General features: G+C 66.2%; 12 protein-coding genes. 5 read left to right on the forward strand and 7 right to left on the reverse strand.

Going from position 1 to position 13,072, the window contains the following annotated elements; all coding sequences use genetic code 11:
* Positions 1–202: 202 nt before the first annotated feature.
* The gene (locus NGR01S_RS09475) at positions 203–2,332 is read left to right on the forward strand and encodes a tyrosine-type recombinase/integrase (protein WP_157107182.1); all 2,130 of its coding nucleotides are present in this window, start codon (positions 203–205) and stop codon (positions 2,330–2,332) included.
* Between the two features lie 42 nt (positions 2,333–2,374).
* Here NGR01S_RS09475 and NGR01S_RS09480 read toward each other — a convergent pair whose 3' ends face one another.
* Positions 2,375–5,632 carry an arabinosyltransferase domain-containing protein gene (locus tag NGR01S_RS09480; protein WP_063035806.1) on the reverse strand — a complete coding sequence of 1,086 codons (3,258 nt, stop codon included), beginning with the start codon at positions 5,630–5,632 and terminating at the stop codon, positions 2,375–2,377.
* 357 nt (positions 5,633–5,989) lie between these two features.
* Between NGR01S_RS09480 and NGR01S_RS09485 the strand changes: the two genes are divergently transcribed.
* On the forward strand, positions 5,990–6,175 hold the full coding sequence (locus NGR01S_RS09485) for a hypothetical protein (protein ID WP_245664509.1): 186 nt from the start codon (positions 5,990–5,992) through the stop codon (positions 6,173–6,175).
* Between the two features lie 382 nt (positions 6,176–6,557).
* On the opposite strand, the gene NGR01S_RS09490 is transcribed toward NGR01S_RS09485, so the two are convergent.
* The 3 genes from NGR01S_RS09490 to NGR01S_RS09500 form a co-directional block, all read right to left on the reverse strand.
* A complete protein-coding gene (locus NGR01S_RS09490) occupies positions 6,558–6,776 on the reverse strand; it encodes a DUF2283 domain-containing protein (protein WP_063035807.1) in 219 nt (72 codons plus the stop codon).
* A gap of 43 nt (positions 6,777–6,819) precedes the next feature.
* On the reverse strand, positions 6,820–7,170 hold the full coding sequence (locus tag NGR01S_RS09495) for a DUF4258 domain-containing protein (RefSeq protein WP_063035808.1): 351 nt from the start codon (positions 7,168–7,170) through the stop codon (positions 6,820–6,822).
* Positions 7,171–7,428: 258 nt separating this feature from the next.
* Positions 7,429–8,064 carry a recombinase family protein gene (locus NGR01S_RS09500; protein ID WP_373861402.1) on the reverse strand — a complete coding sequence of 212 codons (636 nt, stop codon included), beginning with the start codon at positions 8,062–8,064 and terminating at the stop codon, positions 7,429–7,431.
* A 268-nt stretch (positions 8,065–8,332) separates the two neighbouring features.
* On the opposite strand from NGR01S_RS09500, the gene NGR01S_RS09505 reads away from it, so the two are divergent.
* On the forward strand, positions 8,333–9,127 hold the full coding sequence (locus NGR01S_RS09505; RefSeq protein WP_063035810.1) for an acyl-CoA thioesterase domain-containing protein: 795 nt from the start codon (positions 8,333–8,335) through the stop codon (positions 9,125–9,127).
* 363 nt (positions 9,128–9,490) lie between these two features.
* On the opposite strand, the gene NGR01S_RS09510 is transcribed toward NGR01S_RS09505, so the two are convergent.
* Complete coding sequence (locus tag NGR01S_RS09510; RefSeq protein WP_063035811.1) at positions 9,491–9,913, reverse strand: hypothetical protein; 423 nt, start codon at positions 9,911–9,913, stop codon at positions 9,491–9,493.
* Positions 9,914–10,024: 111 nt separating this feature from the next.
* Here NGR01S_RS09510 and NGR01S_RS09515 point away from each other — a divergent pair, with 111 nt between their 5' ends.
* Complete coding sequence (locus NGR01S_RS09515) at positions 10,025–10,678, forward strand: hypothetical protein (protein WP_063035871.1); 654 nt, start codon at positions 10,025–10,027, stop codon at positions 10,676–10,678.
* Between the two features lie 279 nt (positions 10,679–10,957).
* Positions 10,958–11,284: a divalent-cation tolerance protein CutA gene (gene cutA / locus NGR01S_RS09520; RefSeq protein WP_245664510.1), complete on the forward strand. Its 327-nt coding sequence runs from the start codon at positions 10,958–10,960 to the stop codon at positions 11,282–11,284.
* Positions 11,285–11,336: 52 nt separating this feature from the next.
* Here cutA and NGR01S_RS09525 read toward each other — a convergent pair whose 3' ends face one another.
* A complete protein-coding gene (locus NGR01S_RS09525; protein WP_063035813.1) occupies positions 11,337–11,624 on the reverse strand; it encodes a GNAT family N-acetyltransferase in 288 nt (95 codons plus the stop codon).
* 41 nt (positions 11,625–11,665) lie between these two features.
* Entirely contained in the window at positions 11,666–13,024 is a 1,359-nt protein-coding gene (locus NGR01S_RS09530; RefSeq protein WP_063035814.1) for an FAD-binding oxidoreductase, read from the reverse strand.
* Positions 13,025–13,072: the final 48 nt, after the last annotated feature.

A 13,072-nucleotide genomic window follows, 5' to 3' on the forward strand; every position in this document is an offset into this window, starting at 1 on the left:
CGTGGTGGCGGCACCCGCGGCGCCTCGGTCTTTGCGCCGGCATGGTGACCTGAGCGATGCATCGCTGACCACGCTCTATGAGGTCACTCATCGGCTGTGGCCTCATCCGGTCAGCCGCTGTGTGGCCCGGGACCGTGGATTCCGGCTGCTGACCGAGTATCTTCTGCAGCACCCCGGTCAGACGTGGCAGCAGCGTTGGGAGATGAGCGAGCTCAACACTCGATCCGCTTCGCTGGCCGACCTCATCAAGAGTGACAGTCCCCGTGCCCACTTCGGCCAGGCACTCGGAGCAATGTATGCCCTGCGGATCATCCGGCCGACTCTGCCCGCGTTCCGGGCGAACAAGTTCGGCAGATACGTCGAGCAGTTCGTGGTCGCGGAGGCCGATCCTGCACTTGATGCCTACGTCGCGGCGGTGGAGGCCACGGTCTCCACTGCCACATTCAAGAGCTGGGCGATCCGCGATGCCTGCACAGCCATGACCGTCCAGGGGATCCCGTTTTCCGATCTGACTCCGGAGGCGTTCCTGCACTACGCACAGCACACCCGAGAATGCACCAGCCGCACCGGTCTGCACGTCGGCAAGTACGTCGGCCACCTGGCCTGGCAGGTGATGCACTCGGTGGGTCACTTTTCGCCGGCCACACCCTCGACTCTGCGTGGTGCGCTCCGCTCGCCGCAGCTCACCACGACCGAGATGGTCGATCGGAACCAGGTCGCTGATCCGGTGATCCGGCAGATGTTCATCGACTACCTCGACCGGCGGGCATCCGATGTTGAGTACTCGACACTGTCCATGACGGCCACCAGCGTGGTCAGGTTGTTCTGGAAGGTCATCGAGGAAATCAACCCAGACCAGGTCGACCTGCGCTTGACCGAGGAGATCTATCGGCGATGGCGTGCCACCCTCGCGTTTCGCGAGGACGGCAAACCCAGGTCGGGGCCCTGGATCATTCTGAGCGCAGTGCAGGCGTTGTACTCCGATATTCAGGCGTGGGCGGTCGACGAACCCGAGCGGTGGGCCCGCTGGTCCGCACCGTGTCCCATTCCGCGAAGCGAGATGCGGCCGTTGGCTGCGCATAAGCGTCGGACCCAGGAGAAGACCCACGATCAGATCCGCGCCCTGCAGCCTCTGCTTCCCGTCCTCGTCGACTACGTCGAGAGCAGAAACCAGCACTGGCGACAGGTCCTCGAACGTGCCTCTGCGGCTGGTCATGGAGAGCAGTTCAGCCAGGACGGGCACAGCTACACCCGAGTCATCACCAGGGGCGATGCTCAGCTGATCCGAAACGGCGACCGACCCGGCGTGCATGTGCGGAGTCCGCGATTCGGTAGGACGATCGATGTGGGCTTATACGAGGACGCCGCATTCTGGACATGGGCGACCATCGAAACCCTCCGCTACAGCGGCATGCGTATCGAGGAGCTCACCGAGTTGTCGCAGTTGAGTGTGCGCCAGTATCAACGACCGAACGGGGAAGTGATCGCGCTGCTTGTGGTGGCACCGTCGAAGTCCGATAGGGAGCGCGTTATCCCGATGTCGGCCGAGTTGTTCCACGTCATCGCATGCGTCATCCGCCGTGTCACGGGCGAGCACAAGTCGGTGCCGCTGGCCACCCGGTACGACGACTATGAACGCGTCACCAGCGAGCCGCAGCCATTCTTGTTCCAGCGTTGTCTCGGGCAACGCCGGGAGGTGATGACCACCGGCGCGATCGGAACCAGTATCCGCAAAGTCTGCACGGATCTGGCCGAAACCGACCCTCGATTCACCGGGATCCATTTTCGTCCCCATGACTTCCGGCGTCTGTTCGCCACCGATCTGATGAACAACGGCCTGCCCATCCACATCGGCGCAGCACTGCTGGGCCACCTCGATCTCGACACCACCCGCGGATACGTCGCTGTCTTCGAAGAGGATGTCACCCGTCACTACCAAGCCCACCTGCAACGCAGAAGAGCGCTGCGGCCCGCCGAGGAGTACCGGACGGTCACCACCCAGGAATGGGCGGAATTCGAAGAGCATTTCGACAAACGCAAAGTCGAACTCGGATCTTGCGGTCGCCCCTACGCCACACCGTGCAGCCACGAACACGCCTGCATCCGGTGCCCCATGCTCCGAATCGACCCGAAGATGATCACCCGACTCACCGACATCGAAACCGACCTCCAGCACCGACGCCAGCAGGCGCATCACGAAGGCTGGCTCGGCGAAATCGAAGGAATCGACCTCACCCTGACCTTCCTGCGCAGCAAACGCGACGAAGCGAACCGCTTGACCACCCGCATCAGCGACCTCGGCACACCGGCTCTTCGACAGCCCGACCGCTGACACGCGCCACTACGCCTCCGCGGGTCAGGTCCCGCGACCCTTTCAGAACGCGGTGCTGATGGGGCCTGGAGTCCAGGTGCCGGATCGCTGCATGCGGTCGAAGGTGACGTGGGCCGGATTGGTGGTCGGGTCCAGATAGGTGTAGCGCTCGAGGGATCCCCAGTCGCGGTGCCAGTCGTTGTCGAGGTAGGTGGGCAGGGTCTCGGCGGAAAGCAGGAGCTGGGTCCAGCCCAGTGGACCGCCACCGTCGCGGCCTTGCCACAGGTTGGTGATGGTGGCGCCGCTGCGGTCGGGAAGGATCCGGTATTCGGGTGGGGTGGCGACGCCGCCGCGGGTAGGCATGAGCTGCTGGCAGGGGAAGTGCAGTCCGACTTCCCAGTCGAGTAGTACTGGGGTCTGTGTGCCGAGTACGGCGTTGAGCGTGCGTGTCTGCGGCACGCGGGGCGGAGTGACTGCCAGCCACTGGTCGGGCGCCAGGTCCTTATCGGTGGCGACGATCCGGATGACGTCGGCGTCGCCGGGGAGTTGATCGAGAGGCACCCGTAGGTTGCGCCAGGACGGTACCGGGCCGATATCGATCGGTTCGATCGCCGCGAGAGTAGTGATGGTGCCGTCGGCCTGGCTCCGGCCGGCTTCGACGACGAGGTCTTGGCCGCCGGTGACGATGCCGTCCTCATCGGTGGACCGGATCCGGCCGGCGGCGGTGATAGCGATGATCTGGCCCGAGTCGGCGCCGGTAGCTTCTGGCAACTGGTACCAGCCGCTGACCAGCTCTGCAGGGGCCTGTTCACCGGCCTGATAGCTGCCGAGCACCGGGGTAAGGGCGGGGTCGAGCCCGAACGGCAGCGGGACATCGCTGCCGTTGACCCCGGTCCCGCGCGGGGTGCCGGTCTCGGATCCGGCGGGAACGGCAGTGCGGTCGGTATCGGTGGAGTCGTTGGGGTCGTCGACCGAGTTCGCCAGCCCCGTAGTGGACTCCACCTCGTCGGAGGTGAGGTCGCCGGAGACGCCGTTGGCGGTGAAACCGGTCGCGGTCGTCGCGGCCAATGCGGTCGCGATATCGCCGGTCACGGGGGTGAGCATGGATGCGTTCGGGTCGGTTTCGACCAGTACCTTGTCGGCCAGGCCGCATCCGTTGTCGAGAGCGGCCAGGTTGGAGGCGGCGATCGAGTAGGAGCCGTGCTGGGCGAAGGCGGCTTTGGTCATCGACAGCAGCTGAAAGGCCACCATCGCGGCGGCGACCAGTAGCAGCACCGGGATCCGAGCCGCACGGACAGTGAGCGAGCGTGGCTGTGGTGGGGTTGTGTGCGGGCGGATGTGGAACCAAGCGGCCAGCACCAGACACACCACCGCGGCGCCGGCGGCGACAGTGGATAGGCCCTTGCCGGCGATCTCGGGCGGGATATCGCCCCACGGCACACCCCACGATGAGGCATACCAGTATCCGTTGGCGCCGACAAACGACATCGACAGCAGAAAGAACACCGCGGCAGCGAACAAGGCGCGGTTACGCGGTGACCGCATCACCGCCGGGCCGGCTGCGACCGCGGTCAGCGCGGCGATTGCCCCGGCCAACCCTGCATAAACACCGAAGTGGTGCGTCCACTTGGTGGGGGTGAACATCATCAGAATCATCGCCCCGACCGTGACGCCGACCAGGCGCTGCGAGGGGCCGGCCGCAGTGCCTGGGAGGTGGCCGCCGCGGCGCAGCATCGCCACGACGCACACCACCAGCCCGGCCACCATGACGAACACCCCGAAGCGGCGGGTCAGCCAGCCATCGGCGTTGATCTGCAGCAGCCACTGATAGCGCAGGTACTCGAAGAACCACGGTTCTCCGGGCCCGATCAGGCTGTGCACGTGGGTCATTTCCCGCACTGCGGCCACAGTCTGGTCGGCGAATACCGCGGTGAGCACGACCAGCCCGGCAGCCGCCAGCGGTGCCAGCAGCGGCAGGTAGCCGGTGGTGCGAGCGCGGTCGGTGATGATCACGACGAGGCGGCGCGCGCCGGCGATGAGCACTGCGAAGCAGATCACGCCGGAGGGGCCGACGGTGAGGGTGAGGGCTGCCACGATCAGCGCGACCGCGGCCGGGAACACCCGCCGGGTCGCGATGGCCCGCTCCATCGAGCACCACGTCAGCAGGATCCCGAGGGCCACGATCGGTTCGGGGCGCAGCCCGTTGTTGAAAGGCATCCAGAATGCCAGAAAGACAGCGGCGCCGGTCCAGACCGCCACACGGCTGCTCTTCACAGCCACGCCGAGTCGGGGAATCACTTCTCGACTGATCACCCACCAGGTCAGCAGTCCGGCCAGCAACGCAGGCAGCCGAACCCACGGGCTGACCGCCGACACCTTGGCCATAGCGGCGAGCAGGTCGTAGTACGGCGTGCCGAACGGCGCCTCGGGCACACCGAACCATCGGAAGTAGTTCGCCATATACCCCGAACTGTCCGAGGCCCGGGCCATACCGAGCTGGTAGCCGTCATCGGAGGTGTTGTTGCCGATGAAGTGCCACACCCCCAGCGTCGCGACCACCACCACATCCACCGGATCCAACCGCCACCAACGTGCAGGCAGAACGCGCCCCGCACGGGCCCGCCGCGGTCCGTCGAGCCGATACAGCAGCACCAGCGCGGCCAGCGTCGCCGCCAAGCACACCCCCATCACCGTCAGCTTCAGCAGCGACGGCGACGAGGAGAACCGGGAATCCACCAGCACCTCGGCCTGCATCCCCGGGATCGGTGCACCGGTCAGATCCGTGAACACACCCACCACTTGCGGACGCAGATCACCCTCGTGTCGTTCGCTCTTATCGACCAAGCCACCGCCGATGGACACCGCCGCTCCCGCACGATCCACACGCAGTGACAACGTGCACGCCTGGCCACGTACCTGGTTCAACGGCGCCGACCACAACAGGGTGCCCCGTGAGACGACATCAACCCTCCCCGGGCGATCCGCCGTGTCGGCGACTGCCTTCACGACCAGCCCGTAACGTTCCGCCTCCGGCGACTGCCGAGGAACCGTCGAGACCACCACGCCACCATCGCCGGCCACTGCATCGACTGCCGCGCAGGGAATCTCGGCCGACACCTCATCCGCGGCATAAGACACCAGCGGCACGGCCACCGACGACAATGCCGACCCCTGCGGCCACGACACCCGCGCCTGCTCCTGCTCCACCGGAAGGAAGGGAACCGAGACCGCAGCCAGGACCGCGACAACTGCCGCCACAACAGCCCACACCCTGAACTGTCGCCCGGCCGCTACACCGGCTCGCTTATCCCCCTGTGGCATCGAGTCCGGAACAGACACCCGCACACGATCTTTACTGACGGTCACGACCAAGGATGCTAACCGTGAGGCGACCAACCAACGACGACCGCACTAGAGCTATTTGCCCGACTTGCAGAGTGCAGAGAAGTGGCTCTTGCCCAGGCGTGCAACTGTCCGGGCACCGTGGCGGTCGTGTCGAGGCCGGCGCGCTTGGCGCGCATCGAGACCTCATCACGGCGGAACCCTCTACCCATCTCACCTCCGAGCGCGACGGCCCAGTCCACCAGGACCGGGATCGGTGGGTCGAGGACACGCCGCAGGGGCGCGGAGAACTCATCGGACCAAGATTCGAACACGCTTTCGATTAAACTCCGGTCCGTGATCGAAGTCGGCGACAAGGTGCGCATCGGTGAGTCCGGGGCGTCGGTCTTCGTCGTGCGGGAGGTCGATCCCGACGAGGGGCGGGCGGTGATCGAGTCCGATAATCCGGATGCGCCGGGTCGCTATCCATTCTCGATGCCGCTGACGGTTCTGGTGCCGGCGGAAGCTGAACCGCCGGGGTGAGCTCCGGTTATCCCGGGTAGACGGGGTGCGGGGTCCAGATTCGCGAAAAGTCACGCTAAGCGGTTTAGCTATCAATCCGAGGGGCGCGGCGGGCACTGACGCAGATAATTTCCGGAGTCGCCGGCGCGTGCCTGGGCCCGGCGGCGCGAGGAGTCCCGGGTGGTGCATCTCCGCGGAATCCGGCGCTAAGCAGGTACCGCAGATAACGAGCCCTTATCTGCGGCAGTCGCGCCTTAGCGCGACTTTTCGCGAATCTGGACCCCATGTGCCTGGCCGCGAGGATGCTCTTCCAAAGCATCCTTGAACAGCAGAAATAAGGAGTTGGGCGGCACCCGATACGGGTGCCGCCCAACTCCTCGTCTTGGGTCAAGCCTGCAGTGGGTCAGCTCGGGTGCTGTGCCGTCTCCAGTGCTTGTGCCGGCAGAACTGCGCCCGCTCCGATGATCTCTATACCGAGCAGCCGGCCATCCACGTCGAAATCCAGGACTACTTCGGCATTGTCGATCGGTATGTTCTGCTGTCGTACAGCCTCACCGGCACCGATGGGCTGCTTCAACGCGATATAGGCGGCATCGGCATCGGGATCGTATGTCACATGCATGTTCGAAATACTCCTGTCTCTCCCAGCGTGTCGACGTCCGGGATCAGTTCCAGCCTGTGCTCACGACTGCGCAACGGGTATTCAAGACCACCCAGACCTTGGTCCCCTTGTACTTCGTCGTCCCTTTGCTGTTCCCTTTGGAACGCGATCCCGACTGGATGGCCTGATTGATCATGTCTTCGGAGATGCCGCGCTTCTGCGCCTGATCGCGACCGTGGCTGGTGAAACCGGCCGCGCGCGAGCAGTTCGCGATGAACGAGAGCTCGCCTCCCGGCACGGTCGCCGCGGTCGAGGCCGGGCTCACGGGTCCGTTGCCTACCGCCGATGCCACCCCGACCGACCCGAACGTGGCACTTGCCGCAATGAGCAGCGCCCCGATCATCATGTTCCGCATATGTGACCCCCTTCTCGGCCTGTCGGCGGTTTCGACCTACAGGCGGACAACTGATTCTTTTGACTTCCAATACCTTTGACTCACGAACTGCAACACCGGTTCCGGTCAATACTGTGATGGTCGTCACTGCACGATTCGCCGTGTGGTGGGTCTCGGCGTAGGCATCCCCGGCCTTCCAGGAGGAGGCCGCTCCTCGGCGGACCGGCGACAGGTTCGGTGTTCGGTCCAGGGAAGGACGCGAACTGTCTTGACCGGAGGTCATTTCTTGGCCGTAAGTTCCGGCATGTACTTGTACAGCGTCGTCCGCGAGACCCCGAGCAGCCGCGCGATCGAGGACACCGACTCATCCGGCCGGGTCAGCAGCGCGCGTGCCTGCCGGATCTGCTCCTCGCTCATGGCCGGTGGCCGGCCGAGGCGCTGGCCGCGGGCGCGGGCCGCGGCGAGGCCTTCGTGGGTGCCGTCGACGATCAGTTCGCGGATGAACTCGGCCAGCGCGGCGAAGACATGGAACACCAGCCGCCCGCCGGGAGTAGTAGTGTCGAGCGCTTCGTGCAGCGACCGGAATCCGATCCCGCGGCGGCGCAGGTCGGCCACGATCGAGATCAGGTCCTGCAAGGAGCGGCCGAGCCGGTCCAGCGAGGCGACGACGAGGGTGTCGCCGGCGCGCATGTAGTCCAAGCACTTCGCCAGTTGCTCGCGCTCGATGTCCTTCCCGGACTTCTTGTCGGCGAACACCTTCTTGCACCCCGCCGCCTTCAACGCCCGGGTCTGCCGATCCAGGTTCTGGTCCCGGGTCGAAACCCGGGCGTAACCGATCAGAGCGCCTCCCCCGCCGATCGGATCCAGGGCATCACCGTCGAGGGAAAGCGGTTCGAGCGCATCGGTGTCCGTCACCCCCGAATCGTACATAAAAGGGTCATGTCAAGTTGTTGAACACGCGGACTTTACGACACGTTTTTTGAACAGTCACCGTTTTCGGGCGACCTGGGCGTTCTCGCGCCGGAGCCGGTTTCAGGCCGAGTGTTCAATAAACGATCAGTTTTTGAACAATGGCCGTGGACTGCACCGAGTGCCAAGGTGGCGCGCAGCATCATAGTGACAGCTGTAACGTGTTCCACTCCAGGATTTTCGAACAGACAGTCCGAAGGGGGACAGGCCACAAATGGTGAGTTTCTTCGACAGCCAAGGTGATCAACTCGTCGCGGAGAAGCTGGCGATCAGTTTGTGGGCGCCGGCGAACCTGAGCGGGACCGGGGTGTGCGGTCTGCTGGCCCGGGAGCTGGAGGGCCACTGCCCTGACGGCTTCGTTCCGGCCCGGCTCACCGCGGACCTCTACCAGCCGGTGCTCAACGCGCCCTTCGAGATGCGCAGTACCGTGGTCCGCCGCGGGTCACGGATAACCGTCGCCGATACCGCCCTCGTGCAGGACGGCCAGGACCGGGTCCGGGCCTCGGCTATATTCCTGACCCGCGGCGCCGAACCGCCGGGGGAAGTATGGAGTCCTTCCGAAGAGTTGCCCGTGCCACCGGAGGGCTGCATGTCCCCAGAAGGTTCCCCGCCGCTGTTCAAAAGCGGTGACCGTGACTGGACCTCCGATTTCGGCGCGAACCAGAACGCCGACCGCAAGATCACCTGGCAGAGCATGCCGCCGCTGATCGCCGGCGAGCCGATCACCGCGTTCCAGCGCGCCGCGATCATGGGCGACGCCACCAACCACCTGTGCCATTGGGGAACAGAGGGCGCCGGCTACATCAACGCCGATGTCACCGTAAACCTCTCCCGGCTCCCGATCGGCTACGAACTCGGACTGCGCGCCGACAACATCATCGCTTCGGCGGGGATCTCCATCGGCGCCGCCACACTCTACGACCGCACCGGGCCCGTCGGCACCTGCGTGGTCACCACCCTGTCCAACGCCCGGCGTCAGATCGACTTCTCGACCAACCCACTCGCCTGAATCCCGGTCCGGCGCCAGCGCCTCTCGGGGCCTTTCTCCCAGCCGCGCTGTGTTCAAGAACCGGTCATTCTTGGACGGGTAGCCGCTTCTAAAGATCGTTGACCAGCGATGATTGTTTCTCGCGATGTTCAAGAATGCATCGTTTTACGACACGCTCACTGGCACGTATGGGTTACGGGGGTCGAGGAGCACCGGCGAGAAAAGTACCGGTAGCGACTCATTCCGTACTGGAGACCATGTTTCCGTGATCGTGATCAGGCGCTATCGCACATAGTTTCGCGAGTGGATCCCGCGACGAGGTCATCTGCGCCTGTTCGGTGCTTGAACTGCCGCACATAGCGCGCCACTATCTGCGATAACTCCTTAGCGTGACTTTTCTCGCGGATGTTCCCGGACCCTCAAGAGTAGGGGTGGGGGGAAGTCCCTGGACACTATCCTCGTACCGGACCACGGGCACACGGTGCGACTGTCGCGCAGATGTTCGCTGACGACGCCGTCCACGACGGTGACATTGCGGACGGGGCACAGCCCGGGGCAGCCGATGACGGTGATCGCACCGCCGCTATCGCGATGGACGGCGCCGCGCAGTTGACGCGAAGTGATCCACGGCCGGTGGCCGAGTGGACACTCGGCGTACTCGGTGGCCTTCATCCCCACCCAGGGGCATTCACCGGGGACATTGCGCCAGTGTTCGGCCACTCTGCCGTCCAGCACGGTCGTCCCGTGCAGGCAATGCAGCGTTTCCGGGCAGCGGTACCGGCCCGCGGTGGTCGAGGTGGCGAGCATCCCGAGGTGGATCCAGGGCTCGACCCGGCAATCGCAGGCAGAACAAGCTGACTGTGGCATGCGGTGTGGTTCGGCCCGCCGGTACTGCCGGATGGGCGCACAATGGGATGGATGACATCCGGTGCGCATAGGCGGTCCGACGACCCGGCCGAACTCCGGTCGCGACTGCGGCACGTCTATTGGATCGGCGGGGGAAGTGGCGCCGGGAAGTCGGCCGTCGCGGCCGCGCTCGCCGCACGGTACGGCCTGCGGGTGTACTCGACCGATGACGCCATGTCCGAGCACGCGGAGCGCGGCACGCCCGCCGACGCGCCGTACCTGGCGGAGTTCCTGGCCATGAGCATGGACGAGCGCTGGGTGCACCGGACTCCGGAGACGATGTTCGAGACATTTCACTGGTTCCGGGGCGAGCGTTTCGGTGCGATCGTCGACGACCTGCTGGCCATCTCCGAACGCACCGTGGCCGAAGGGTTCCGCCTGCTGCCGAACCTGGTGGTGCCGCTGCTCGCCGACCCGGCTCGGGCGATCTGGCTGCTGCCGTCACCGCTGTTCCGCCGCAAAGTCTTCGCCGGCCGCGGCTGGGAGATCCCACGCCGGACCAGCGCCCCCGCCCGCGCGCGGCGGAACCTGCTGGGGCGCGACAAGATTTTCACCGACAGGCTGCGTGCCGAAACGGCCGGGCTCGGGTTGCCCGTGCTCGAGGTCGACGGATCAATGACCGAGCACGACGCGGCGGACCGGGTAGGACGTGCATTCGGCCTGTGATCCCCCGCGGCGGCTCGGATCCGGCCGAGATCGATCTCCACGGGAAACGGGGCGGGAGCTTCGACGACCCCGGTGAACATCTCGCCGCACGTGTGAAGGTCGCGCGGGTCCACGCCCCTATCGCAGATCGGCGCCGTGACCATCTGCCTGCGGAGATGGTGTGCGACCGCCTCGCGGCCGAGGCGAGGAGGCAACGGTCGGTGAAACAGGAAAACCCAACCGTGAGGTTGGAGTCCCCCGCCTTCAGGCGTGGGGAGGAAGTCGAGGATCATGTACGTCGTGAGCGATACCGATCTTGTGGACGTGACCATCAGTGGACCCGACGAAGAATGGCTGGCGGAGTTCACCCATCGGCTCGTCACGGATCGGTTGGCGGCGTGCGGGAACATCTTCCCCGATGTGCGATCGATCTACCGGTGGGAGGGCGCGGTGGAGGATGCCTCCGAGGCCGTGGTCGTACTGCACACCCGGGCCTCGCTGCTGCCCGAGATCGTCGAACGCGCCAACTCCGAGCACCCCGACGAGGTTCCCCAGGTCGTCGCGGTACCGGTGGCAGGGGTGAACCCCGCCTACGGTCAGTGGATCCTGGACGAGACCGGGAACTGAGCACCGGCGTCACCGCGCCCGGCCCGCCGGGCGCGATATCGGGTGCGCGGGCTCAGCGATGGACCAGGTCGGCGTACTCCGGATGGGCACCGATGTAGTCGTCGACGTACCAGCAAGTGGCCGCGACCGCGAAGCCCGCGTCGCGGGTCTCGTCCAGCGCGTACTTCACCACCTGTGCGGCCACACCCCGGCCCCGGAACTCGGGGAAGGTGATGGTGTGGTGGAAGTTGCGGACCTTCGGCGACTCCGTCTCCGCGTAGTCGGCATAGCCCGCGAGCGTTCCGTCCAGGTAGATCTCGAAGCGGGTGTCGTCGGCATTGTGTCGCAGTTCGGTACTCACCTTCGGTGGAACGGCGGGCCCGGTGCGGTTTGTTCCGGTGTTCAGAGGACAGCGCCGGGGTTGAGAATGCCGTGCGGGTCGAGGGCCGTCTTGATTCGCCTGGTCAGGTCCATCACCTCGGGGCCCAGCTGATCCGGGAGCCACGCTTTCTTGAGGCGGCCCACACCGTGTTCGCCGGTGATGGTGCCGCCGAGGGTGATGGCCAGTGCCATGATCTCGCCGAAGGCGCGGTGCGCGCGTTCGGTCTCGTCCGGATCGGACGGATCGTGCACGATCAGCGGATGGGTGTTGCCGTCCCCGGCGTGCGCGATCACCGACACCGTGACGTCGTTGCGCCGGGCGATCTCGGCGATACCGGTGACCAGGTCGCCGAGCCGGGGTAGCGGCACCCCGACATCCTCGAGCAGTAGCGGGCCGAGCCGTTCGACCGCGGGGATCGCGTAGCGGCGGGCCGCGGTGAAGGCTTCGCCCTCCTCCGGGTCGGCGGTATGGAACGCCTCGGTGGCCCCGGCGGCCCGGCAGGCCTCGAGCATGATCCGGGCCTCCTGCGCGGCGTGGTCTCCGGGCGCGTCGGACCGGGCCACCAGCAGGGCGGCGGCGTCGCGGTCCAGGCCCATTCGCAGTTCGTCCTCCACCGCGTTGATGGCGACGGAATCCATGAACTCCAGCATGGCCGGGCGCAGCGCGCCGGTGACGGCGAGGATCGCCTCGGTGGCCGCGCCGAGTGTGGCGAAGGACGCGACCACGGTGCTCTGCACCGGTTGCGCGGGCAGGAGCCGCAAGGTGAGTTCGGTGATGACGCCGAGGGTGCCCTCGCTGCCGACGAACATCTTGGTCAGCGACAGCCCGGCCGAATCCTTCAGCCGCGGGCCGCCCAGCCGCACCGCGGTGCCGTCGGCCAGCACGACCTCCATACCCAGGACATAGTCAGTGGTCACGCCGTATTTGACGCAGCACAGGCCACCCGCGTTGGTGGCGGCGTTACCACCGATCGAGCACATCTCGAACGACGAGGGGTCGGGGGGATACCAGAGTCCGTGTTCGGCGGCCGCCCGTTTGACCTCGGCATTGAGCAACCCGGGGCCGACGACCGCGGTTCGGGTGACCGGGTCGATGGCGATACCGCGCATCCGCTCGGTGCTCAGCACGATTCCGCCGTCCACCGCGGTCGCCCCGCCGGACAGGCCGGAGCCGGCGCCGCGCGGGACCACCGGGATCCGGTGCTCGTCGGCCCAGCGCAGCGTCGCGCACACATCGGTGGTGCCGGTGGCGCGGACCACGGCCAGCGGTGTCCCCGCCGCCGGGTCCTTCGCCCAGTCCTGCCGGTACCCGGCGAGCACATCGGGATCGGTGAGCACCGCGCCGGCGGGCAGGAGGTCGATCAATTCACGCAGGTCCACGCCCCAACGCTAACCGCTCGCGGCCCGGCTGGGGCCCCGTCCGCGCAG

The sequence above is a fragment of the Nocardia grenadensis NBRC 108939 genome, assembly GCF_001613445.1.
Taxonomy (GTDB): domain Bacteria; phylum Actinomycetota; class Actinomycetes; order Mycobacteriales; family Mycobacteriaceae; genus Nocardia; species Nocardia grenadensis.